Origin of the sequence: Clostridium sp. DFI.1.208, from assembly GCF_024463855.1 — a bacterium.
In the GTDB taxonomy this organism is placed as follows: Bacteria; Bacillota_I; Bacilli_A; order Erysipelotrichales; family Erysipelotrichaceae; genus Clostridium_AQ.
Window position 1 is genome coordinate 61,334 of sequence record NZ_JANGCA010000019.1, and the last position, 23,595, is coordinate 84,928.

The 23,595-nt window shown below is 45.4% G+C and carries 20 protein-coding genes, 1 rRNA gene and 1 other annotated feature; of the genes, 15 read left to right on the forward strand and 6 right to left on the reverse strand.

What is annotated here, in order from left to right; genetic code table 11:
- Positions 1-3: 3 nt before the first annotated feature.
- From NE665_RS11565 to NE665_RS11600, 8 genes are all read left to right on the forward strand, one after another.
- Positions 4-315, forward strand: coding sequence for a hypothetical protein (locus NE665_RS11565; RefSeq protein ID WP_009588214.1), 312 nt, complete (start codon positions 4-6; stop codon positions 313-315).
- 15 nt (positions 316-330) lie between these two features.
- Positions 331-2,499, forward strand: coding sequence for a penicillin-binding transpeptidase domain-containing protein (locus NE665_RS11570; protein WP_233104684.1), 2,169 nt, complete (start codon positions 331-333; stop codon positions 2,497-2,499).
- Positions 2,500-2,549: 50 nt separating this feature from the next.
- The gene (locus NE665_RS11575) at positions 2,550-4,718 is read left to right on the forward strand and encodes a penicillin-binding transpeptidase domain-containing protein (RefSeq protein WP_117443852.1); all 2,169 of its coding nucleotides are present in this window, start codon (positions 2,550-2,552) and stop codon (positions 4,716-4,718) included.
- A gap of 202 nt (positions 4,719-4,920) precedes the next feature.
- Complete coding sequence (locus NE665_RS11580; RefSeq protein ID WP_147324022.1) at positions 4,921-5,301, forward strand: hypothetical protein; 381 nt, start codon at positions 4,921-4,923, stop codon at positions 5,299-5,301.
- Between the two features lie 70 nt (positions 5,302-5,371).
- On the forward strand, positions 5,372-6,040 hold the full coding sequence (locus NE665_RS11585) for a response regulator transcription factor (RefSeq protein WP_117443853.1): 669 nt from the start codon (positions 5,372-5,374) through the stop codon (positions 6,038-6,040).
- Positions 6,037-7,044 (forward strand): sensor histidine kinase, encoded by a 1,008-nt coding sequence (locus NE665_RS11590; RefSeq protein ID WP_117443854.1) that lies wholly within the window; start codon positions 6,037-6,039, stop codon positions 7,042-7,044. Before NE665_RS11585 ends, NE665_RS11590 begins: the two co-directional genes overlap by 4 nt.
- An 85-nt stretch (positions 7,045-7,129) precedes the next feature.
- Positions 7,130-7,879, forward strand: coding sequence for an ABC transporter ATP-binding protein (locus NE665_RS11595; RefSeq protein WP_117443855.1), 750 nt, complete (start codon positions 7,130-7,132; stop codon positions 7,877-7,879).
- 1 nt (position 7,880) lies between these two features.
- Positions 7,881-9,785, forward strand: coding sequence for an ABC transporter permease (locus NE665_RS11600; protein ID WP_178760128.1), 1,905 nt, complete (start codon positions 7,881-7,883; stop codon positions 9,783-9,785).
- 589 nt (positions 9,786-10,374) lie between these two features.
- Here the strand turns inward: NE665_RS11600 and NE665_RS11605 are convergent.
- Positions 10,375-10,611 (reverse strand): hypothetical protein, encoded by a 237-nt coding sequence (locus NE665_RS11605; RefSeq protein WP_233104685.1) that lies wholly within the window; start codon positions 10,609-10,611, stop codon positions 10,375-10,377.
- A 531-nt stretch (positions 10,612-11,142) separates the two neighbouring features.
- Positions 11,143-12,060, reverse strand: a complete 918-nt coding sequence (locus NE665_RS11610; protein WP_117443859.1) for a MerR family transcriptional regulator — start codon at positions 12,058-12,060, stop codon at positions 11,143-11,145.
- A 230-nt stretch (positions 12,061-12,290) separates the two neighbouring features.
- Between NE665_RS11610 and NE665_RS11615 the strand changes: the two genes are divergently transcribed.
- From NE665_RS11615 to NE665_RS11635, 5 genes are all read left to right on the forward strand, one after another.
- Positions 12,291-14,210 carry a penicillin-binding transpeptidase domain-containing protein gene (locus tag NE665_RS11615; protein WP_117443860.1) on the forward strand — a complete coding sequence of 640 codons (1,920 nt, stop codon included), beginning with the start codon at positions 12,291-12,293 and terminating at the stop codon, positions 14,208-14,210.
- A complete protein-coding gene (locus NE665_RS11620) occupies positions 14,194-15,618 on the forward strand; it encodes a UDP-N-acetylmuramoyl-L-alanyl-D-glutamate--2,6-diaminopimelate ligase (protein WP_233104686.1) in 1,425 nt (474 codons plus the stop codon). The genes NE665_RS11615 and NE665_RS11620 overlap by 17 nt, the downstream gene beginning before the upstream one ends.
- The gene (mraY, locus tag NE665_RS11625) at positions 15,609-16,571 is read left to right on the forward strand and encodes a phospho-N-acetylmuramoyl-pentapeptide-transferase (protein ID WP_117443862.1); all 963 of its coding nucleotides are present in this window, start codon (positions 15,609-15,611) and stop codon (positions 16,569-16,571) included. The genes NE665_RS11620 and mraY overlap by 10 nt, the downstream gene beginning before the upstream one ends.
- Before the next feature lies 1 nt (position 16,572).
- Positions 16,573-17,886 carry a UDP-N-acetylmuramoyl-L-alanine--D-glutamate ligase gene (gene murD / locus NE665_RS11630; RefSeq protein ID WP_117443863.1) on the forward strand — a complete coding sequence of 438 codons (1,314 nt, stop codon included), beginning with the start codon at positions 16,573-16,575 and terminating at the stop codon, positions 17,884-17,886.
- A gap of 154 nt (positions 17,887-18,040) precedes the next feature.
- Complete coding sequence (locus NE665_RS11635) at positions 18,041-18,913, forward strand: undecaprenyl-diphosphate phosphatase (protein WP_117443864.1); 873 nt, start codon at positions 18,041-18,043, stop codon at positions 18,911-18,913.
- Positions 18,914-19,037: 124 nt separating this feature from the next.
- Here the strand turns inward: NE665_RS11635 and NE665_RS11640 are convergent, their stop codons facing one another.
- The 4 genes from NE665_RS11640 to trpS all read right to left on the reverse strand — a co-directional run bounded on the left by NE665_RS11640 (position 19,038) and on the right by trpS (position 22,048).
- Positions 19,038-19,490 (reverse strand): ASCH domain-containing protein, encoded by a 453-nt coding sequence (locus NE665_RS11640; protein WP_117443865.1) that lies wholly within the window; start codon positions 19,488-19,490, stop codon positions 19,038-19,040.
- Positions 19,491-19,494: 4 nt separating this feature from the next.
- Entirely contained in the window at positions 19,495-19,980 is a 486-nt protein-coding gene (locus NE665_RS11645; protein ID WP_117443866.1) for a GNAT family N-acetyltransferase, read from the reverse strand.
- 49 nt (positions 19,981-20,029) lie between these two features.
- Positions 20,030-20,743, reverse strand: coding sequence for an AAA family ATPase (locus NE665_RS11650; RefSeq protein ID WP_117443867.1), 714 nt, complete (start codon positions 20,741-20,743; stop codon positions 20,030-20,032).
- A 318-nt stretch (positions 20,744-21,061) separates the two neighbouring features.
- Complete coding sequence (gene trpS / locus NE665_RS11655; RefSeq protein ID WP_117443868.1) at positions 21,062-22,048, reverse strand: tryptophan--tRNA ligase; 987 nt, start codon at positions 22,046-22,048, stop codon at positions 21,062-21,064.
- A 33-nt stretch (positions 22,049-22,081) separates the two neighbouring features.
- Positions 22,082-22,303 (reverse strand) — a binding site (T-box leader).
- A 123-nt stretch (positions 22,304-22,426) separates the two neighbouring features.
- Between trpS and spx the strand changes: the two genes are divergently transcribed.
- Positions 22,427-22,858 (forward strand): transcriptional regulator Spx, encoded by a 432-nt coding sequence (gene spx / locus NE665_RS11660; protein WP_117443869.1) that lies wholly within the window; start codon positions 22,427-22,429, stop codon positions 22,856-22,858.
- A 389-nt stretch (positions 22,859-23,247) separates the two neighbouring features.
- Positions 23,248-23,595: ribosomal RNA gene (locus NE665_RS11665) — 16S ribosomal RNA — on the forward strand; the annotation flags it as partial.

Sequence of the window (23,595 nt, forward strand, 5' to 3'; positions counted from 1 at the left end):
AACATGGCGAAGGCGAAAATAGTAAAAAGAAAAAGAAGACTGCGTATCGAAGGACTTGCGACACTGCTTTTAACGCTGTCAATCTTCGGATACTTCGGTGCCAAGTTTGCACTGAAATCCTATAATATAACACTTCAGCTGAAGGCTCAGGAAAGCGAGCAGAAGGCAAACACATTAAAAGAGGACGTGGCAAATCTGGAAGCGGATATTACAAAGCTGGAGGATCGAGATCGCGTACTTGGAATGGCTGAAAAAGAGGGGATCAAAACGAATCAGGACAACGTTGTTGTGGTAGATAAAGACGAAAAGAAATAACAAAGGCGTGATGATATGAACCCAAAAAGAAGTAATCGAACATTAGTATATATGCTGTTGATGATAGGGATCATTGGGGTAGTAATTTTATCCAATGTCCTTTTTACTATGGTGACACAGAAGCATTTGCGTACCGGAACCAATGTAAAGGAATACAAGGATCCCGATATTTCCAACAGCAATGTCCTGAAGGCAAAGCGCGGTACGATTTATGATCGAAACGGCGAAGTTATTGCGCAGGATGAGGATACCTACAAGCTGATCGCATACCTGAACAAGAATCGTAAGGGAATCGGCAACAAGCCTGCCTATGTGCAGGATATCACCAAGACAGCCCGATTGCTTGCCCCAAAGCTGGGCATGGATGAAAAGGATATTGTCGATACGCTGACAAAGGCACAAAAGAACAATCAGTATCAGACAGAGCTTGGGGATAAGGGAAAAAATCTTACCAAGGAGGTAAAGGAAAGCATCGAGGCACTGGAGCTGCCGGGTATCTCTTTTGAGGAATCGGTAAAACGGTATTATCCTTCCGGTGTATTTGCTTCCCATCTGATCGGCTATGCGCAGCTTGATGAAGAAAAAAATACAATCGTTGGTAAAATGGGGCTGGAGTCTGCGTTAAACAACTATTTAAGCGGTAAGGATGGTCTGGAGGTGTACCAGCAGGATGCTGACGGAAATCTGTTGCCGGGTACAAAGTATACGAAGACCTATGCAACGGATGGAAACAATGTCGTTTTAACACTGGATCGCAATGTCCAGCAAACTTTGCAGAATTCACTGGATAAGAGTGTGAAAAAAACAGCAGGCGGTGTACGTGGCTGGGGCATTGTTATGGAGGTAGAAACAGGGAAAATTCTCGGCTGGGCATCCTCTCCTTCCTTTGATTTGAATAAGCGGGATATGAAGAATTATATAGACCTTCCGGCAGGATATTTGTATGAGCCTGGCTCCGTTATGAAGGGGATTACATATTCTGCGGCCATTGACAGTGGGAAGTATCCGTATAATAAAACCTTTGATTCCGGTGTGTTTTATTTCACAGAATCGGCGGATGGAAAAATTTATAGAACAAATAGTGGAGCATTGAAAATAAATGATGCGCTAGGTGAAAATCATGGTACCATCACTTTCGATAAAGGGTTTGTGTTATCCAGCAACATTGGAATCTGTGAGCTGTTGACCAAGTATATGGAGCCATCAGTATATAAAAATTATGTTGAAAAATTTGGTTTCTTGAAACCGGTAAATTCACCATTTCTGAACAATGAAGGCGGTACGATGTCCTTTAATTATGCATCGGAGAAGCTCTCCACCGGCTTTGGACAGGCAATCAATGTAAACGCCCTGCAAATGGTACAGGCATATTCCGCAATCTTCAACGATGGGAAAATGGTGGAGCCGTTTGTTGTCGATTGCATTGAGAATGCAAATGGAAAAATTATAAAGCAGTATGACACAACGATAACAGGTCAGCCGATTTCAGAGAAAACAAGCAAGTATATGCAAAAGCTGATGAAACGGGTTGTATATGATAAGGATGGTACGGCATCTCCCTATAAAATGAATGATGTGGAAATCATTGCCAAGACAGGAACCGGCGAGGTTGCGGGGAAAAACGGCTATGACGGCAGCCTGTATACCAACTCCGTCATGATGGCGGCACCAGCGGATGATCCCAAGGTTATGGTGTATTATGCGTTTCAGGCAAGCGATATTCTCAGCTATGACAGAGAGCCGATGAAGGAAGTCATGCGTTCTGCTCTGGTAGCGGCAAACATCACCAGTGATGGGGAATCGAATAATGGAAAGAAAACATATAAGGATTTCAAGCAGTCAAACATGCCTTCCCTGTTGAATCATTCTCTTGCTTATGCAAAGGAAAAGCTGGAGGGTACCTCCACCAACCAGATCATCATCGGAAACGGCTCCAGTGTTATCAAGCAGTATCCGGAGGTGGGAGAAACCATTATATCCAATCAGAATGTCTTTGTTCTGACAGATGGCTCCAAAATTACCATGCCGGATATGAAGGGGTGGACAAAGAAGGATATCACCGCATTCTGGGAGCTGACGCATATCGAGGTTGAAATGAGCGGTACCGGCAGGGTAACCTCACAGAATATCAAAACGGGAAAATCCATCAATAAGGATACCGTTATTAAAGTTAAGATGGAATAGTGGAAGTGGCACCTGTTAAGGGGCCATTTCCTTTCAAAGGGGGAGTGTAGATGAAGAGAAGCAACCGGACACTGGCGATGATGATGATGGCTATGGGATGCATTACGCTGCTGATTCTTTCCAATGTTTTGTATACCATGACCTCTGCCAGACATTTTCGTACAGGCATGAATGTAAAAGAATATAAGGATGGCGATATTGTACAGAGAGTGGTTTTAAAGGCCAGAAGGGGAAGCATTCTGGATCGCAGCGGAGAAGTTCTGGCGAAGGATGAGGATACGTATACCGTTATCGCAATTCTCAGCAAGACCAGAAAGGATATCGGAAATCGGCCCGCTTATGTACAGGATATTGATAAAACAGCAAGGCTGCTTGCGCCCAAGCTCGGTCTGGAGGAGGCCTTTCTTCGTAAAAAGCTGGAGGATGCCAGAGATTTGAATATGTATCAGACGGAATTTGGAGAAAAGGGGAAATATCTTTCCAATAGTGTTAAGGAAAGTATAGCGGCCTTAAAGCTTCCAGGCATAGAATTTCAGAGCAGTGTGAAAAGAACCTATCCCAACAGTGTCTTTGCCTCCCACCTGCTTGGCTTTGCACAATATGATGAAGCAAAGAAGAAAATCAGTGGACAAATCGGTCTGGAAGCAGCGCTGGATCAGGAGCTGAGTGGTACCAATGGCAGTAAGGAATACCAGAAGGATGCGGATGGCAATCCACTGCCGGGTACGGAATATACAAAGGACTATGCGAAGGATGGCGATCATGTCGTATTGACACTGGATCGCAATGTGCAGCAGACCCTGCAGAGCTCGCTGGATAAAAGCGTGAAGAAGACAAGCGGCGGTGTTCGCGGCTGGGGAATCGTCATGGAAGTAAAAACCGGTAAAATTTTGGGCTGGGCTTCCTCACCGTCCTTTCATCTGAACAGCCGGAATGATATCAAGGATTATGTGGATCTTCCTTCTGATTTTTTATATGAGCCGGGGTCTGTCATGAAAGGCATCACCTACGCAGCGGCGGTAGACAGCGGACAGTATCCCTATAACAAAACCTTTGACAGTGATGTCTATCATTTTGTGGAGGACAGTAAGGGAAACATTCATCGTACAAATAATGCAAACGATTTGACAATCTATGACGCCCAGCAAAGCAAGCATGGAACCATCAGCTTTGATAAGGGCTTTGTGTTATCGAGCAATATCGGTATCTGTGAGCTTCTGGCAAACTATATGGAGCCATCTACCTATAAGGAATATCTTGAAAAATTCGGTTTTCTGAAATCAGTGGATACGCCTTATCTCAATAATAAGCCCGGTGAAATGCAATTCACCTACGCGTCGGAGAAGCTTTCCACCGGCTTTGGGCAGGCAATCAATGTCAATGCTTTACAGATGGCACAGGCGTTTTCTGCTATTTTCAATGATGGCACCATGATGCGTCCCTATGTGGTGGATCGCATCGAGCGTTTTAACGGGACCGTCGTGAAGCAATACGAACCCAAGGTGGTAGGGAAGCCAGTTTCAGAAAAAACAAGTGCCTATATACAGAAGCTGATGAAACGGGTTGTGGATGATAAGGATGGAACGGCAAGAATGTATCGAATGAAGGATGTGGATATCATAGCGAAGACCGGTACCGGACAGGTATATGGGAAGAAGGGCTATGATGTAAGTCTGTATACGAATTCCGTCATGATGGCAGCTCCTGCAAAGGATCCCAAGGTGATGGTCTACTATGCATTTCAGGCAAGTGATTATCTGAACTATGACAGGGAGCCTGCGAAAGAGGTCATGCGCTCTGCATTGGTCGCAGCCAATATCACTGCCGATAAAGCGTTCGGGAATGAAGAGAAAGCATATAAGGACTTCAGAGAAACGCAAATGCCGGTACTGAGAAATCATTCGCTTTCCTATGCATTGGATAAGCTGAAGAACAGCCATACGGAGCAGATCATCATTGGGGATGGCAGTGAGGTTATGGAACAGTTTCCACAGCCAAAGGAAACCGTTATCTCCAACCAGAGAGTGTTTCTGTTAAGCGATGGCAGTCGCTTGACCATGCCGGATATGAAGGGCTGGACAAAAAAGGATATCACTGCATTTTGGAAGCTGACACATATCGCAGTGGAAATGGATGGAACCGGTATGGTTGCTTCGCAGAATATAAAAGCAGGAAAGGCGATCAACAAGGATACAGTGATTCGGGTGAAAATGAAATAATGCGGAGTGACAAAAATCGGATAGCGCTACATTCTTACCCGTTTCTTACTATTTACATATTTTTCGCTACAAAACAGGGGATTCATAGGTCCCTCGAGGATGCTGGAAAATGTAACATGAAAAAGCTGAACAATCCTATACAGTGGTTATGATAGCAGGGGCACATGCTTGGGGGCAGCGAGAAACTTGGATGAATAAGAGGATGATACAAAGTGAATGTGGTTCTTACTCGCTTTTGGGCAAAAATAAAGGATTTCAAAATCTATTGTATTCTTCAATAGAAATGAAATCTTTTTTTTACAACTACCCTAAAGAGAGAAAGCGCCGCGCCTACCTGCTCATTTCTTTTTTGTACATTTCCGATTATGATTTACAGTCGGATAAAATTTCACCTCCTCCATTTTTAGCTGCTTATACACATCCTAAAAAGCAGGTAAGACTATGTATGCTCTGTTCTTCTTTTTTCCCACTGCTCGTGCAGAAATGCTTGCTGAAGGGATGTGAAGCTTCTGAAAGCACGACCTTACACCGTATGGCAGCACTGCTGTTTTCCAGCTACATGACAAAACTGATAGATACCTGACCGTATTCTTCAGGTATAATAAAGAAAAGGAAATTTAGCGAACAGGCTAAGAAGAGAAAGAAGGGATTGTATGAAAATTCTGATTGCCGAGGATGATGAGGTATTGGCTAGAGAAATACAAATGGCCTGTACACGCTGGGGCTATACCGTGGATACCGTGCAGGATTTCCAGCAAATCGCAGAAACGCTAGCACAGCGGAAACCGGATCTTCTGTTGCTGGATATCAATCTTCCATATTATGACGGCTTTTACTGGTGTGAAGCAATTCGCAGATTTTCAACGCTTCCGATCTTGTTCATATCCAGCAGGAATCAGGATCAGGATAAAATCATGGCGATGATGAGCGGGGGCGATGATTATCTGCAGAAGCCCTTCTCTTTACCTCTGCTGATGGCCAAGCTGCAGGCGCTTTTGCGAAGGAGCTACGAATATGTCGGACATACCGTGATTGTACTGGCTGAATCCCTTTGCTACGATCTTGACAAAGGCGTGCTGCAGTATGAATCACAGGAGATTGTGCTGACCAGGACAGAGCATAAGATATTGCAGATCCTCGTTCAAAATCGTGGCAGTATCGTAAGCCGTGAGGAGCTGATGATGCAGATTTGGAGTACGGATGAATTTATATCGGATGGCTCCTTGACTACCGGCATTTCACGCTTAAAGGCAAAGCTGCGTCTGTACTGTGATGAGGATTTGATACAGACACGCAAGAAACAGGGGTATCTGCTGTTATGAAGGGCTGGCTGAAGGACAGGCGTTTATGCATTTATATACTGACAGCGGTGCTGCTTATTTACCATCTGTATTTTCTCTGGCTTTCCTCTGTGAAAATGGAGCTGTCCGAACTGCTTTATGCGGATTTCATGCTGTTCGTGGTGATTGGAGTGTGTACCGTCTATGATATGTATCGATGGATAAAGAAGACAAGGGATTGGCAAAATGCAATGCAGACAGCTTCCTATGTACTGAATGAGGAGCTGGAGGATACGGGGGCACTGGAAACGGTGCTGGTACATAATGAGCAGGAATACCTTAGAAAACAAAAGGAGCATTATATGCAACAGCAGGAGCTGCAGGACTACATATCCCGCTGGTCGCATGAAATAAAGCTGCCGCTGGCTGCCCTGCGAATGATGAATGAGCGAAATACCGATGCCGCTTTGCGAAAAGATATACAGGAGCAGCTGGAGAAAATGGAGCGTCAGCTGCATATGATGCTGTGCACTGCCAAAGCCTGGATGCCGGCAGGGAATCGCGGCATTGCGAAAATTGAATTGAAAAAAGCCATTCAAAGCGCTGTGAAAAATGCTTCCTATTTTCTGATTCACGAGGGCTTTGAAATTCAAATCGAGGATTCCGTGGATATCCTTGTCCTCAGTGATGAACAATGGCTTGTCTATATGCTGGATCAGCTGATATCCAATGCTGTCAAATATCACAAAGAGCACCCGGTGCTTACCTTTTCCTGTGATGTGAGGGAATTTGCTGTTCTCCATGTTCGGGATAATGGCATCGGGATTCGTCAGGAGGAGCTTGCAGCGGTGTTTGAACGGGGGTATACGGGAAGAAATCAACGCAATGGGGCCTATCGCTCGACGGGAATGGGGCTGTATTTTGTGCGCAAGATTGCAGACCTTCTGGGGCATACGGTGGCCATCACCTCTCGTGAACAGGACTATACGGATATACAGATTACCTTTTCCCATGACGGCGATTTCTTTCATCTGACAGATTTGTAAGGTTACGTGTAAAAACTGTCATCCTGCGGTAAGGATTTTACAGGCACAGACATGGTATGCTTAACCTGTAAGGAGGAATCTGAAGATGAACGAAATCATGAAAATAAGAAATCTGTCGAAAATTTACGGAAAAAAAGAGGTAAGAACGACGGTACTGAATAATCTGTCACTGGATATTGAGGAAGGGGATTTCATCGCGGTCATGGGTCCCAGCGGGGCAGGGAAGAGTACGCTTTTGAATCTGTTGAGTACGATTGACAAACCGACACAGGGCAGCATCATACTGGATGGGCAGGAGCTGACAGCCATTCGCAATGATAAGCTGGCAAAGCTTCGCAAGGAACACATCGGCTTTATCTTTCAGGATTACAATCTGCTGGATAATATGACGCTGATGGACAATATCGCCCTGCCGCTTTCTTTGTCCAACGAGAAGGCAAAGAACATACAGCAGCGTGTGCAGGAAATGGCAAGGCTGTTTCATCTGGAGGAGCATCTGAAAAAGTATCCGCATCAGCTAAGCGGAGGCCAAAAGCAGCGTGGAGCCGCTGCACGTGCACTGATTCGCAATCCCCGCATTGTGTTTGCGGATGAACCGACAGGTGCACTGGATTCCAAAAGCAGCCGTGAGCTATTATGCAGCCTGAAGACAATCAATGAGGAGCGCAATGCGACGATTCTGATGGTCACACACGATGCCTTCAGTGCCAGCTATGCCCGAAAGGTGTATATGCTGAAGGACGGAGAGATATTTACAACGCTACATGCGGACGCAAAGCGTTCCATATTCTATGAGCGCATCCTGCAGCTGCTCGCTTCCATGGGAGGTGACTGATATGCAGATACTGCGTCTGAGTATTGCGAATTTCAAACGCAATATCCGGTTTTATCTGTCCTATATTCTGTCTCTTTCCTTCTGCGCCTTTATCCTGTATGATTTTCTTGCCTTGATGGACTCCGGACTGCTGGAAATCATGGGGAAAAAGAATCAGGAATTCAGTGATATGATTCTGATTTCTATGATTGTCGTACTGCTGTTCTTCGTCTTTTGCTTTATCTGGTATGCGACCAACGTGTTTTTGAATTTACGGAAGAAGGAAATGGGAACCTTTATTTTCATGGGGCTGGATCAAAGAGAAATCTCCCGTATGTATACGCTGGAAATGCTGTTGGCAGCGCTGAGTGCTCTCTTGCTTGGTATTTGTGCAGGTGCTGTGTTCTTTAAGCTGTTTGCCATGCTGTTTTTTCAGCTGAGTGGTATGGAAGCGGATATCTCTATGCGCTTTTCCTTCGGATCCGCTCTGCAATGTGCCGCAGCCTTTCTCATTCTATATCTGCTTCTTGCTATAAAAGGATATCTTTCCATCGTAAAGACGAGCATCAGGGATATGCTGGAGGCAACCCGTCAGCGCGAGGTGGTAAGAGCTACAGGGCTTCGTGCATTGCTTTCCTCTCTGCTTTCTTCCATTCTGCTGATTGGCGGTTATCTTTGTGCTATGCAGATTGGGGAAATGGACAGCTTCAGCTATATGCTGCTTGCTGTTGTTCTGGTCATTGTCGGTGTGTATGGCCTGTATCGCTCGCTGTTTCCCTATCTTCTACAGCAGCTATCAATGAAAAAAGACTTTCTATATCGAAAGCAGCGGACTTTATGGATCAGCAATCTGGTATTTCGCGTAAAGAAAAATTATCGTACCTATGCCATTGTAACCATTATGATGCTGTGCTCCGTCAGTGCGCTGAGTGCAGGGCTGGCTTTTAAGCAGCGTTATGATGCCATGGTGGCAGGGGAAGGACAATTCTCCTACATTCTGCTCAGTGCACAGCCCATTCCGACAGAAGACCTTAACAAAGCAGCGGCGGCTTATGGAACCATGGAGTATCAGGCAGAGCTGCAGGGCTTTCCTTATACCTATGAGGATGAAAACCATCTGGTCTATACAGATATGGTACTTTCCTATACAGACTATGAGACATATTGTAAAAGCATTCATAAACAGGTGCTTGCCAAGGAGCCGAAACCGGGAAACGGTCTTCGTCTATCAAAGAAATATCTGATTTCCATGGCGAACGAGGATGAGGATATCGTTCCCTTTCCTCAACGCTCTATTCGTATTCAGGAAAAGAGTGAGGAGTATTATTTTGGAATCATGCAAAACAATATGAATTTTATCATTCTGAATGATGAGGACTATATGGCTGTTATCGATGAAAAAACGCAATATATGCATATGCAAATGGTACAGCTGGATACCGCTGTCAATATCAAAGAGCTTCGCAAGACATTGGCACCGCTGAGCGATGGACAGATTTCAGCTATGGGTGTTGATCCCGAAAATGATGATCTGGCATTTATCCGTGTTATGTACGCTGCCTGCGTCTTCATGTTTCTAGTTTTCATTGTATCCTGCGGTGGCGTGATCTTCATGAAAACCTGCAATGATGCGGATGATGATTATGGTCGTTGTCAGATTCTGAAAAATATCGGCATATCGAATAAAGATATGAAAAAAGCCATTCACAGGGAACTGGGCTTCACCTATATCATGCCCCTGCTGCTGACTGCAATATCCAGTGTGTTCATCATTCATGCCATTGAACGGGTTATGCGCACAAACACACTGCTGCCGATCAATCTTTTAACACTGGCGGTTGTCTTCCTGTTCGATCTGATACTGTATTTTGGTTCTGTACAGATGTATGAAAAACGCTGCGGACTTGCGGATGATAAGCAGAGGTAAGGATAAGCATAAAAATACAGCAGGTACGGTATACAAAAAAGCATAGAGAGGAAATGCATGCTGCATGTACAGAATGCATAATATGATAGTCTAGATCTATTCTGAGCACGAAAATAAATAATAGCCTATGCGTCATAAAGCATATACAAGGCTTCTTTTCAATCTCAAATCGGGCAGCTTCAACAGAGATAGAAAACGCTGCATGTATTTGAAAGTAAAGAATTATGTGTAAGCTTACAAGGTCGCTATCTTTCAACCAACTGAAGTATGATTCCTTATACCGGAGTGCTTTTCCGTGTGTGATATCCTGACCGTTTACCGGCCTCCTATAGGATGCCATATACCTTTTGAAGCCTATCCTTATATAAGAAGTATCGTAAAGATAAACGTAGAGCGAATAACAGTATCGCTCTACGTTTCTTCTTGCACGCAAAAAGGAAGCTTACATAGCTTCCTAAAATAACAGATATCTAAATGCTCGCAGGGATACTTAATGGAATACTGTACACGCTTTTTTTGACGAACACTCTTGCATCACCATCATTGAAGCGATACACCGGCATGTCATATGCGGTTATCTTGCCTTCGCTTATTTAAAATCTGGAATCACCCATGTAAGGATATCAAAAATTATACCGATGATTCTGCATTGTTTATCACCTTTGATTTTATCTTTTGCCACATATGCTATTTGTTCGATGGTAAATCCTTCCTTTAACAGCTCTGCTACCTCCTCCTCCGTAAATTTTTCTTTTATTAGTTTCTCTTGTTCTTCCTTTTCAGCTTCTGGCGTTTTTCTTTGCGGCGCTTGTTTATGAATTTTCACGTTTAAGTTTATTTTAAGTTGAATATATAAGTATATTTTTCATTTGGAGCAAATACAGTGATCGCCATTAGCAACAGGTGATAGATGCTGTTTTTTTTCATAATTGCGCCTCCTTGAAATAGTTCTTTTCTCACCTATATCATATCATAAAAACAAGCGATAGCGCTAATTTATTCTTTTTCTTATACTGCAAGAGCTTTGCTTCAATGCCGGTTCTGCCATTGCAATACAATGTATACAATACTGCCGGGTAATGCTTCGTATACCCTCCCACTTCCGTAACAAGCTTTCTTCCTTTTATTCAGCATATGTACACCATTTGAATATTTCCCACACATTTTTTTGTTCTTCCAGTAGCTGTGATGTTCCTGATGTTGTTACCGTCGTTTGTAGCTTGCGGTTAGTCTGCAAGTGGGCAGGAAAGCTGCATCGGAAATAAAATTGGCTACAATTATTTCCTGCATACGGTTGGGGAATACGTGATTCATAAAAAACACAGGGCTTTTTGATTCCCTGTGTTTTTTCCTGCATTCATTTGCTATTCTCGTTCGCTGTTTCTTTGTCTTTATCCTTTGCCGCAGCTTCCTTATCAAAATAAATGCGCAATGCTTTTCCCATGAAGCTGGATGCCCCCTTGCCATAGCGCTGATCCATCTGCTGTATCAATGCTTCATTATGCAGGTAGCTGTCAATCAGCAGCTTTTGATGCTGCATGCCCGGACTGCTGTCACAGGCTTCTTCCTTTGGTATCAGATGCTGCATTTCATAAATAATCTGCTGTACCTGTGTGGATGCGGGATCCCGCCCAACATCCTGCAGCAGCTCCTCCATGAGCTGTTGATTGCGCTTTACATAATCCTGCTGCTTGATATGCTCCAGCTTTTCCATATTCTCTGAAAAATGCTCCAGATTGTACTTCATGGCGTCGGTAAACGCTGCAATGCTTCCATAATATTCGACAGCGGTTTTTGCAATATCCGCATCATGCTCGCGCAAACGGGCGATGATTTCATCAAAGGCGGCAATGCTGCCCCACTGCTGCATAATTTCCTCGGTATGCTCAGCTTTGAATTGCTCCAGCAGCTGCAGGTAGCTTTGCAGCTTAAAATCTTCAAATTCCATACAGGATTCTCCCTTCTCTAATTTATCAAGCAGCGTCAACAGGCGATTCAGCCGATCCCGCCGCTTGATCAGCAGAGCCTTCTGCTTCTGAAATGCTTCTGCCTGATTGTATTCCTTCTGTGTCATAATGCTTTTGATTTCCTTCAGCGGAAAATCCAGCTCCCGAAAGAGCAGAATCTGCTGCAGGGTTTTCAATGCTTCCTCATCGTATAGGCGATAGCCTGCTTCTGTGAGTGCCGTTGGTTTGAATACGCCGATCTCATCATAATATTGCAGGGTCCTGACACTGATGCCTGTCAGCGCTGCGACCTCTTTTACTGTTTTCATGATATCACTCCCATCTTTGCTACATGCTTCCTTTTCCTTTGCGCGCCAATGCTCCCCCTATCCTCCTCTTTATCATACAGTATCACGCAGCGTGAGAGTCAACCAAAAATAAAATTATTTACAAAGCACTGCTGCAAAAGGGGAACCGTAAGGAAGGAACAGAGGCTTGCTGCATGATTTCCATCATAAAATCGGACGGCAATTCATACGATGGATTGAGGTGATCTGGTATGATACGCGGAAAGGTCAAAACGAGAATATCCACTATCTTTCTATGCTGTATTCTTATTTTTTGCTGTATACTGGGCAAGCTCGGTTATGAACAGATCTTTCATCATACCGATATTATGGAAAAAGCCCTGAGCCTGTGGGAGCGTGATTTTACCGTAGCGGGTCTACGTGGCTCGATTCTGGATAAGAACGGAAATGTTCTGGCACATGATATTCCAAGTACATCGGTTATGGTCGTGCCTGCCCAGATACAGGATGCCGATAAGACTGCACAGCAGCTGGCGGATGTATTACAGGCGGATAAGAAAAAGATTCTGTCTACCATAACCAAGCATGTCAGTACCCAGAAGCTGCAGCCGGAGGGACGTCTGATCAGCGATGATAAGGCGCGCAAGCTGGAGGCGATGGATTTACCCGGTGTTTATCTGGTACAGGATTCCCTGCGTAACTATCCCAATAATAACTATCTTGCACAGGTGCTTGGATTTACCGGTATTGATAATCAGGGACTGGCAGGTCTGGAGCTGCAGTATAATGATATTTTGTCTGCGAAAAGCGGTGCGTTGAATATACCATTTGATGCCAAGGGTCATAATGTTGAATTATATAAGGAAAGCTATGAGGCACCGGGCAGAGGAATGGATGTACAGCTGACCATTGATTCCAATATTCAGGATATCGTGGAGCGAGAGCTGAACAATCTGGTCAAGCGCTATAAGCCGAAATCCGCACTTGCTCTGGCGATGAATCCGAATACCGGGGAGATTCTAGCCATGGTCAGTAAGCCTGACTTCGATCCGAATCATTATAAGGATTATTCCAGTGATGTATATAATCGCAATCTGCCGATCTGGAAGAGCTATGAGCCCGGTTCCACCTTTAAATCTGTAACCTTCGCCTCTGCATTGGAGCTGAAGCTGTTTGATATGTTTAAGGATACGTATTACGACCGCGGCTATGAAATGGTCGGAGGTGCCCGCATCAAATCCTGGAAGGCGGGCGGTCACGGGCAGCAGACCTTTTTGCAGGTGCTGGAAAATTCCTCCAACCCGGGCTTTGTGGAAATATCAAGGCGCATGGGACTGGACAATGAATATGACTTTGTGAAGAAATTCGGCTTTGGTGAAAAGACGGGCATTGACCTGCCCGGAGAAAGCAAGGGAATCATGTTTAAAAAAAGTGCGATGGGCGAGCTGGAGCAGGCAACGGTAGCGTTTGGACAGGGCTTGAGCGTCACACCGATTCAGCTGGTTACCGCCTTTTCTGCCATCATCAACGGCGGTACACTGTATACACCATATATCACCAAAAGCATCAATGACCCGATTACACATGATGCAATCCTGGAATATAAGCCGACGGCAAAACGTAAGGTGATCAGTGAGGATACGAGTAAGAAGATGCGCTATGCACTGGAGAGTGTTGTCGCAAACGGCGGTGGCAAGCCGGCATATACCGAGGGCTATAAAATCGGTGGAAAAACAGGGACGGCGCAAATTGCGGAAAACGGTGTCTATTCCACCAGCAACTATATTTTGTCCTTTCTGAGTGCGGCACCGATTGATGATCCGCAAATCGTGCTGTATATTGCGGCAGACAGTCCGCAGAATGACGTGCTGTACGGTGGAACGGTCATTGCGCCGGTCGCAAAAGCGTGCTATGAGGATATCCTGCCCTATCTCGGTGTGAAAAAAGCAGAGGAACAGATTCCGAAAAAGCTGGTCTGGCCGGAAACGGAAAATATCAAGGTGCAGGATTTCAGAGGAAAGAAGAAAAAGGATGTGTCACAGGAGGGCGTCACCTTTACCTTTATCGGCAGCGGCGATACGGTGATGGAGCAGATGCCCGAAGCAGGCACCACACTCAGTGCTGAGGGAGGGGAGGTTTGGATTTATCTTGGAAATGATAAGGTTAAATGAGTTGTTCGCGTTGCTGCATATCTACTGTGAGGATGACCGCAGCCTGCAGGGAATCAGTGACGATACCCGTGATTTGGAAAAGGACTGGCTCTTTGTCTGCCGCAAGGGAAGTGCCTATGATGGAGCGGCATTTTTGCAGGAGGCGCTGGACAAGGGGGCCGTGGTGCTGTGCGACCAGCAGCTGAAGCAGGAGAATGTCTACTACACACCGCATGTGGAGCGCATTACACAAACCTTGCTGGAGCTGTACTACGGAGATTTGTGTGCAAATCTGCATGTGATCGGTATCACGGGAACCAATGGAAAAACAAGCGTTGCCAGTATTATCTCCCAGCTGCTGATCATGGAGGGCTGTCGGGTTCTGCAAATCGGTACCGGGAGTGTCCGCTATCCGAATGAAATCATTGAAATTCACAACACGACACCGGGCTGCTTTCAGCTTGCCAATTATTTCAGAAGAGCGCACAAAGAGCAGATCACGCATGTCGTTATGGAGGTCAGCTCGCACGCCATTGATCAAAATCGTATCAGCTTTCTGCATTTTGACGATATCGTGTATACCAATATCACACAGGATCATCTGGACTACCATTTGAGCCGTGTGCATTACCGCTATACGAAATTCAAGCTGCGTCGGTATCTGAAGCCGCAGGGTACCATTCTGTACAACAGTGATGTAAGCTATATGCAGGAGCTGGTCAACCTTGCACAGCATGCCTGTATCAGTATCGGTATGCAGGCTGCTCATTTTCCGCTGTGTGATGTATCGCTGAGTGAACGAGATCTGTCCTTTCGTTTGCAGGGCTATGATTTTCATGCGCGCTTACTGGGGATGGTGAACGTATACAATCTGGCAGAGGCAATCGTCGTTGTTCACCGGCTGGGCTTTTCCTATGAGCGTCTGCGTAAGGATTGTGAGAAGCTGCTGCCTGTCAGCGGGCGGATGGAGGTTATGGAGGTCAGCGGGTTTACGATCTGGATTGACTATGCACATACTGCGGCGGCAGTGGAGGAGCTTCTGCTTTTTGCCAATTCCGTGAAAAAGGGACGTATCCTGACGATTCTGGGATGTGGCGGAGAACGCGATCGTAGGAAACGACCGGCAATGGCAGCCATCGCAGCAAAATACAGTGATCTTGCAGTCTTCACAAGCGATAATCCAAGAGGGGAAAGTGTAGACCGTATCCTTGCCGACATGAAATGTGAGAGCTTTCCCAACGCAGCAGTATTTGAAAATCGCTACTTTGCGATAAAACATACTATCAAAGTAGCGCAAAATAGTGATATAATAATAATCGCTGGAAAAGGGAGCGAGGAAACCATTACGGCCTTCGGACAGGAATATCCCTTTTCTGATCGGTCCTGCGTTAAGGAACGTCTAGCTAAGGAGGAACTACTTTGGAAATAAAATATCTGCTCGCATTCGGAATCAGCTTGGTGGCAACCCTGGTGGTGATGCCGCTGCTCATTCCGTTTCTACATAAAATTAAATTCGGACAGAGCATTCGCAAGGAAGGACCGCAGAGTCATATGGCGAAAACGGGAACACCGACCATGGGGGGGCTTGTCTTTGTCATTGTGCCCATCATCGTCATGCTGGTTCTGGACTACAAGGCTTTTTTCTCAGGAGAGATGCTGATTTGTGTACTTGCTTATCTGGGCTATGCTCTCATCGGATTCATTGATGATTTCCTGATTGTCGTAAAAAAGAACAATGACGGTCTGAAACCATCTGTGAAGTTTCTGATGCAATCCGTCCTGGCGGTCGTGTTTTATCTGTTTTACCGCTCCATTGCGGAAACGACGCTGATTCTTCCCGTTGTGCATATCTCACTCGAGCTTGGCATTTTGTATTTTGTATTGATTTTCTTTATGTTCACCTGTGAATCCAATGCAGTCAATCTGACGGATGGTCTGGATGGCCTGTGTGCAGGAACCTCCATCATTGCCATCGCACCGTTCGTGATATTTGCCCTGCTGCAGGAAAATAAGGATTTGGCGATGCTGCTGCTGGCAGTCTGCGGATCTTTGCTCGGGTATCTGCGCTTTAACGTGCATCCGGCTAAAATCTTTATGGGCGATACTGGCTCTTTGGCCATTGGCGGTCTGCTTGCGGCAAGCGCCATGATTTTAAAGCAGGAGCTGCTGCTGGTGGTGATTGGCGGTGTCTTTGTTATGGAGCTGCTGTCTGTCGTGATTCAGGTAACCAGCTATAAAGCGACAAAGAAAAGGGTCTTCCGCATGGCACCGCTGCATCATCATTTTGAACTGGGCGGTATGAAGGAGACACAGGTTGTGCTGATGTTCTGGAGCATTGGGGTTGTGCTTGCTGCCATCGGTTTATGGCTGGGGGTGATGTAATATGAAGGAACGTGTCTTAGTGATTGGAGCCGCGAAAAGCGGCGTTGCTGTCGCAAAGCTGTTACAGCGGCATGCTTATGATGTTACGATTACAGATATGAATGCCATACCGGAGCGAAAAGAGCTGCAAGCTCTTGACATCCATGTGTTTGAAAAAGGACACCCGGAGGAATTAAAGCGCGAGGACTACGCCTTTGTCGTGAAAAATCCGGGTATTAAATATACGGTTCCCTTTGTACGCTATTTTGTGGAGCACAAGGTGAAAATTTTAACAGAGGTGGAAATCGGCTACCGGTATGCGACAAAATTCAAATATGGTGCTGTAACGGGGACGAATGGGAAAACCACCATTACCACCATGCTGTATGAAATGCTGAAATACAATCAAAAGGCAATCGTGGCAGGCAACATTGGCTGGCCGCTGAGTGAGCTTGCACTCGCCTATGAAACGCAGGAAAAGGATGTCGCTTTGGAGCTGAGCAACTTTCAGCTGCTGGGCATTGAACACTTTGCGCCGAGTGTCAGCGTCGTGTGCAATCTCGCACCGGATCATCTGGACTATATGTCGAGTGTGGAATCCTATTACGAAAGCAAGATGCGCATTTATGAGAACTGTGCAAAGGATGACTGGTTCCTGCGCAATGTGGATGATGAAACCGTCATGCAGTATGCGCAGCATATCCCATGTACCGTGATTGATTTCTCGCTGACACGGCAGGATGTTGACCTGTATCGAAAAGACGGTGCAGTATATCTGCGGGAGCTTCTCCTGTTTGAAGAAAAAAACTTTCATGTCGTCGGCGACTATAATCTGTCCAATGCCATGATTGCATCCTGTATGGCCTATAAGCTTGGTGTATCCGTTTCTGATATTCAAAAGGCGATTGCCGCCTTTTCACCGGTGGAGCATCGTCTGGAATATATCGGCGAGAAAAACGGTGTAAAATTTTACAATGACTCCAAGGCAACCAATACGCATGCGGTTATGGCGGCGTTGAACTCCTTTGATAACAACATCATTCTGCTTGCCGGCGGACATGACAAGGGCATCAGCTTTGCGGATTTGAAGCAGTATGATGAACGCGTCAAGCTGTGTGTGGCCTTTGGGGAAACCGGATGGCAGTTTCAGAATATCTTCTCCCGGGTTCAGGTTGTGGAAACCATGCAGGAGGCACTGGATGTGGCAATCGCGCACAGTAAGGCGCAGGATATCGTACTGCTGTCACCGGCATGCTCCAGCTATGACCAGTTTCCCAATTATGAGGTGCGCGGAACCCTGTTCAAGGAAATGGTAACTAAGTGGCTGCAGGCATAGGTCTGAAAAACAAGCTTATGTAAACGTTCGCAGCTGCTGCAGCGCTGAAAAAGCCCTTTTCTTACAGAATTGTTATCGTTTTTTCTAGGGGAAAGGTTGTGCTTTACCTCCGTGTGGTTTACAATGGTAGGGAATGAAAAAAGGAGATTACATTATGTTTCTATTTGATATGATAAAAGCGGTTCTGCTCGGTATCATTCAGGGAATCACGGAGTGGCTTCCTGTCAGTAGCACCGGACATATGATTCTGTTTAACAGCTTTTTCCCGATGAGCTCATCGCTGGCAAAGCCGGATACCGCAGAATTTGCATTTTGGGGATTGTTTCTGGTCGTGATTCAGCTGGGATCCATACTGGCTGTCTGTGTCCTGTATTTTCATAAGCTGAATCCATTTTCACCAAGAAAATCCATCAGTGAGAAGCGCTCCACATGGGATTTATGGTTTCATGTGCTGGTAGCGTCCATTCCGGGTATCATCGGTATCTTTCTGAATGACTATGTTGAAAAGTATATGAACAATGCCATTGTTGTGGCGATTGCTCTGATTGTATTTGGTATCGGCTTTATCGTGCTGGAAAGCACCAAGCATCATCCGAAATATCGCAAGGTGGGAGAAATCACCTATCAGACGGCCTTTCTGATTGGTCTGTTTCAGCTGATTGCGGCTTTGGTTCCCGGAACCTCACGAAGTGGTGCTACCATTTTAGGGGCTTCCATTCTGGGCTGCTCCCGTTTTGCGGCCAGTGAATTTTCTTTCTTTATGGCAATTCCTGCCATGGCCGGAGCCAGCGGCTTGAAATTCATAAAATACTTCCTGCACTATGGCTTATCAATGAGCGGAGGGGATATTGCACTGCTTGTTGTCGCAAGCATCATCGCATTTATCGTATCCATGTTTGCGATCCGCTTCTTGATGAATTATATCCGTAACCATGATTTCAAAATCTTTGGATATTACCGTATCGTCGTAGGTGTCGCAGTGTTGATCTGTTATTTCCTCGGCGTACTGAACTTAAGTGCAATCTGATGCAATCGGATACAAGGATGGTATATTTGATGCTGACATCCAGCTCGTGCTTTCTCTCTAGCATGAACAGCGTCATGACTCGGACACAGAAAAGGATGCATACTCAAAAAGATGCATCCTTTTTTTATCGTCTGTAGACAACCTCAAAATCCTCGAATACAACCGGCATATCCTCACAAAACGAATAACCCAAGGCATTTCCTTCCTTTGTGAAAAAGGCACGATGACCTTTTTGCCACGATTCCAGCGTATCGTCCTCACCCTCCCGCATACACAGCGCAAAGGGTATCCTTTTAAAGGGAAGAATCGTAATGGCTGTGGTTTTGATCACACAGAAGGGAGTACCTGCCCAGTCGGTAAGAATACTGAAGTCATTGACCTGCGGTATTCGTTCCTGCTGTATTTCATATGCATAGAGGCTGCTTGCAGTCGCTCTTTTTTTATTCGTGAGCACCAGCTTTAGCAGATGGTCCGCAAGCGCTTGTGTCAGCTCAAAATGAAAGGCTTCCTGATACGTGGTAGAAAGGGGAAGTCCAGCCTCTTTTAGAAAGGATTCCCAAAATTTTTGTATTTCCATCCAGCTATGCTTCCTTCAACCGCAAAACGGCTACGGTTTCACCGTCACACAATTCGTTATTTTCACGAAAGCCTGCTGCATAATATAAGGCACGGGCCCCTGTGTTTTCTGCCTCGTAGGAAAGCCACAAGAACGCTGCTTTCCCACAGGGCATCGTTTTTACAAAATCGATGGCAGTCTGCAGCGCCTGCTTCCCAAGTCCTTTTCCCTGCCAGGCTTTATCGATCATAAACCGCCAAATGGAATAATTATTCTGTGCGATTGGTGGATCACTTTCTTCCTGTCGTCCATAGCCAAACATGACAAAGCCAATCAGATTTTCCTCATCGTAGATGCCAAACGGCAAAGCGACACCACCTTCTGTGATGGTCGTATATGCCTGCAGGATGCTCTCTGTATTGGTAGCCACAAAGCTTTGCTGTTCATCATGCACCTTTAGCCGAATAATGGACCAGATATTGCGGCTGTCAACCTTGCGTAGTGTTATCATCAAAATCTCCTTTGCTGTATGGTAGCAGCTGGTATGGTATACATCGCTTTTATTCCGCATCCTTTCGTAACAGCTTGTCGAGCATATACTCACGGTTATTGATAAACATTTCGGTAATCTGATAGGACGCGGTCTGCTCATAGGTGATTTCTTCGATGATTCCATCATCAAAGCTTAAAATCTGTGCCTGCGGAATACCAAGCAAAATCGGGGAGTGTGTTGCAATGAGAAACTGTGATCCCCCCTTCGCCATCGTGGACAGCTGTATCAGCAGGGCCAGCAGGCGCTGTGGGGACAATGCAGCCTCCGGCTCATCCAGCAGAAACAAGCCGGCGTCCCGAAAGCTTTGGATAAAGGATAGAATACTCTCACCATGAGAACAGGCATGCAGCCGCTTTCCCTGATAGGTCGCATAATACTCCTCCGCCCTTGTCGCTACATTATAGAAGCTCTCCGCCCGTAAAAAATAAGAGCAGGCTGGTAAATAAGGACCACGGATCATATGGATTCCCTCATAGAGCGTCGAGTGGGTATCCATCGTATGGAATCGGTAGTTTTTTGTACCTCCTTCCGGTTTACATCCATATGCAATGGCGATTGCTTCCAGCAGCGTGGACTTTCCAGACCCGTTTTCCCCGGTGAAAAACGTGATCTGATTACGAAACTCCAGTGAAGCAAAGGTATGCAGAGCCGCAATATTCTGCGTGTAATCCGTCACCCTGTTCCAGTCGATAGAAACACTGCGCAAAAATAAATTGTGCATTTCAACACCCCCGATCAATAAGAGTATCATATCATAAAAGCATAAGCAGGGAAACCACGACTGCGCATTGCTGAAAAGGTGTCATGAAAATTCTTGATTTGTCAGCTGGAGGCTGTGTACGCATGTTTGAAGGAAGCATGCTGTTAGCAGTGGCTGTATGCTAATACACATGCGCTGCAACTAGCAGAGACATGAGGATACGAGCTGTAGGAAAGCTGAGGAATAAGAAAAGCATTATGAGATGAATTGCATTCTGCGTACTCATAATGCTTCTATACCAATGGAATTCTCTACAAAGCGACAGACAATTGCAATTCGCTAGAATAGCTGGAAGCCAATCTTCTTCTTCACCTTCATCAGCTTCCTGTGTGCAGAAAGTCTGGCCTTTTCATTTCCAGCGGTAATCACCTTTTCCACCTGTCCGCTGGATAGGATTTCCTTGTACTTCACCTGCAGCTCACTTAAAAAATCAAAGACTGCGGCACCGACTTCCTTTTTGAAATCACCATAGCCCTTGCCTGCATAGCGCGCTACAATGCTTTCCATGCTTTCTCCACTTAAAGAGGACAAAATTGTCAGGAGGTTGGAAATACCCGGCTGCTTTTCAGGATCATACTGAATGATACCCAGAGAATCGGTCACAGCAGACATGATTTTCTTACGTGCAACTGCCGGTTCATCCAGCAGGTCAATGGTACCCTTTGGATTCTCTTCGGATTTGGACATTTTCTTTGTCGGATCCTGCAGGGAATAAATTTTCGCACCGATCTTGCTGACAAGCGGTTCCGGAATGACGAAGGTATCACCGTAGCGGTTGTTAAAGCGCTCTGCCAGATTTCTTGTCAGCTCGACGTGCTGCTTCTGATCCAGACCAACCGGAACATAATCCGCATCATATAACAGAATATCCGCAGCCATCAAAGACGGATACGTAAACAGCCCTGCGGTTATACCGGTTTCACCCTTTGCCGTTTTATCCTTATACTGTGTCATGCGCTGCAGCTCTCCCATATAGGAATTGCAGGTCATGATCCATCCCAGCTCTGCATGCTCATGCACATCACTCTGTAAAAAGATGGTTGCCTTTTCCGGATCCAGTCCGGCCGCAAGGTACAGGGCGATGATATCCTTGGTATTCTTTTTCAGCTCTGCACGCTCCTGAGGAACTGTGATTGCATGCATATTCGCAATGAAGACATACATTTCGTAATCATCCTGGTAGGCTACGAAATTCCGTATGGCCCCAATATAGTTTCCGAGTGTTAAACGCCCGGTTGGTTTGATGCCGCTCAGCATTCTTTTCATATATAACACCTCCATAAAATAAAAAAAGTACCATGTAGGGACGCTGACAGCGTGGTACCACCCGACTTATTCCATTGCCTTACTTTTTTGCACAATGGAATCACTTGCCTGTAACGTTAAAGGCTTCTACGGTTCCCGCAGGAACATGCTCCAAAGACCCAATTCATTTTACAGGCTCCTGCTGACTTGCACCATATGTCAGCTCTCTGACAAGGAACGGCAGTAAAACTACTATATCTTCTTCTCTGCATTTCTGATTCCTTATTATCATACTATTATCAAATATGAAAAACAAGGAAAAAAGCAAAATATGCAAAAATTGCTTTCCTATTAAAATACAATGAATTATAATAGATATATGTGAAGGAGGCAGAGAAGATGATTATTTTATATACTTCGCCTGGGTGTGCTAGCTGTAGAAAAGCAAAACAATGGTTAAAAGACAATGATATGAAATACATTGAAAAGAATATTTTTACAACACTGCTGAAGGAGGATGAAATCAAATACCTTCTGCAGAGAACAGAAAATGGTACGGAGGATATTATATCCACGCGTTCCAAGGCATTTCAGGAGCTGCATAGAGATTTGGATGACATCTCAATCAAGGAGCTGGTGGATATTATACAGAAAAATCCATCTATCCTGAAGCGCCCGATTATGATCAATGAGAAGAGCTTTGTTGTCGGATATGATGATGATGAAATCACGGCACTTGTTCCTGCTAAGCTGCGGCTTACTGCACAGCAGGCATGCAATCCAAACTGTGCAAACTATCCGATCTGCGGCAGGGTTCGCGAGGAAGCATAAGAGCTTTATACAATAGAAGCATAAAACAGAGCTGTGATAGGCTGTCTTCAGGCAGGGAGTCACAGCTTTTTATTGCCTTTTGTCTTATTTTATTTTATAAACGGAGAAGGAAAAGCTCCTATATAATAGAGAAATAGCTGTAAACAAACCATGTAACCGTTTACGATTGATAATATTGAAAAAAACATAAAAAAAGTGCATTTTATCGTTGACACAGGGTATGATTCGTTGTATTATATACGAGCGCTGATGAGTTCAGCGGCAAACGAAATAGAAATTTCGGTCTTTGAAAACTGAACAGGAAACGTCAATTATTTGAGAAAACAATATTCTCGGTATAACGATAACTAAAATGAAATTCAAACGCAAGTCATGCGTTAGAGCTAAATCAAATGGAGAGTTTGATCCTGGCTCAGGATGAACGCTGGCGGCATGCCTAATACATGCAAGTCGAACGAAGTCTCTAGGAAGCTTGCTTCCAAAGAGACTTAGTGGCGAACGGGTGAGTAACACGTAGGTAACCTGCCCATGTGTCTGGGATAACTGCTGGAAACGGTAGCTAAAACCGGATAGGTATACGGAGCGCATGCTCTGTATATTAAAGCGCCCTTCAAGGCGTGAACATGGATGGACCTGCGGCGCATTAGCTAGTTGGTGAGGTAACGGCCCACCAAGGCGATGATGCGTAGCCGGCCTGAGAGGGTAAACGGCCACATTGGGACTGAGACACGGCCCAA

Excerpts from the sequence above, each read along its gene's own strand:
- NE665_RS11565 (WP_009588214.1), top strand. The coding sequence starts at position 4 with ATGGCGAAGGCGAAAATAGTAAAAAGAAAAAGAAGACTGCGTATCGAA.
- NE665_RS11570 (WP_233104684.1), top strand. The coding sequence starts at position 331 with ATGAACCCAAAAAGAAGTAATCGAACATTAGTATATATGCTGTTGATG.
- NE665_RS11575 (WP_117443852.1), top strand. The coding sequence starts at position 2,550 with ATGAAGAGAAGCAACCGGACACTGGCGATGATGATGATGGCTATGGGA.
- NE665_RS11580 (WP_147324022.1), top strand. The coding sequence starts at position 4,921 with ATGATACAAAGTGAATGTGGTTCTTACTCGCTTTTGGGCAAAAATAAA.
- NE665_RS11585 (WP_117443853.1), top strand. The coding sequence starts at position 5,372 with ATGAAAATTCTGATTGCCGAGGATGATGAGGTATTGGCTAGAGAAATA.
- NE665_RS11590 (WP_117443854.1), top strand. The coding sequence starts at position 6,037 with ATGAAGGGCTGGCTGAAGGACAGGCGTTTATGCATTTATATACTGACA.
- NE665_RS11595 (WP_117443855.1), top strand. The coding sequence starts at position 7,130 with ATGAACGAAATCATGAAAATAAGAAATCTGTCGAAAATTTACGGAAAA.
- NE665_RS11600 (WP_178760128.1), top strand. The coding sequence starts at position 7,881 with ATGCAGATACTGCGTCTGAGTATTGCGAATTTCAAACGCAATATCCGG.
- NE665_RS11610 (WP_117443859.1), bottom strand. The coding sequence starts at position 12,060 with ATGAAAACAGTAAAAGAGGTCGCAGCGCTGACAGGCATCAGTGTCAGG.
- NE665_RS11615 (WP_117443860.1), top strand. The coding sequence starts at position 12,291 with ATGATACGCGGAAAGGTCAAAACGAGAATATCCACTATCTTTCTATGC.
- NE665_RS11620 (WP_233104686.1), top strand. The coding sequence starts at position 14,194 with ATGATAAGGTTAAATGAGTTGTTCGCGTTGCTGCATATCTACTGTGAG.
- murD (WP_117443863.1), top strand. The coding sequence starts at position 16,573 with ATGAAGGAACGTGTCTTAGTGATTGGAGCCGCGAAAAGCGGCGTTGCT.
- NE665_RS11635 (WP_117443864.1), top strand. The coding sequence starts at position 18,041 with ATGTTTCTATTTGATATGATAAAAGCGGTTCTGCTCGGTATCATTCAG.
- NE665_RS11640 (WP_117443865.1), bottom strand. The coding sequence starts at position 19,490 with ATGGAAATACAAAAATTTTGGGAATCCTTTCTAAAAGAGGCTGGACTT.
- NE665_RS11645 (WP_117443866.1), bottom strand. The coding sequence starts at position 19,980 with ATGATAACACTACGCAAGGTTGACAGCCGCAATATCTGGTCCATTATT.
- NE665_RS11650 (WP_117443867.1), bottom strand. The coding sequence starts at position 20,743 with ATGCACAATTTATTTTTGCGCAGTGTTTCTATCGACTGGAACAGGGTG.
- trpS (WP_117443868.1), bottom strand. The coding sequence starts at position 22,048 with ATGAAAAGAATGCTGAGCGGCATCAAACCAACCGGGCGTTTAACACTC.
- spx (WP_117443869.1), top strand. The coding sequence starts at position 22,427 with ATGATTATTTTATATACTTCGCCTGGGTGTGCTAGCTGTAGAAAAGCA.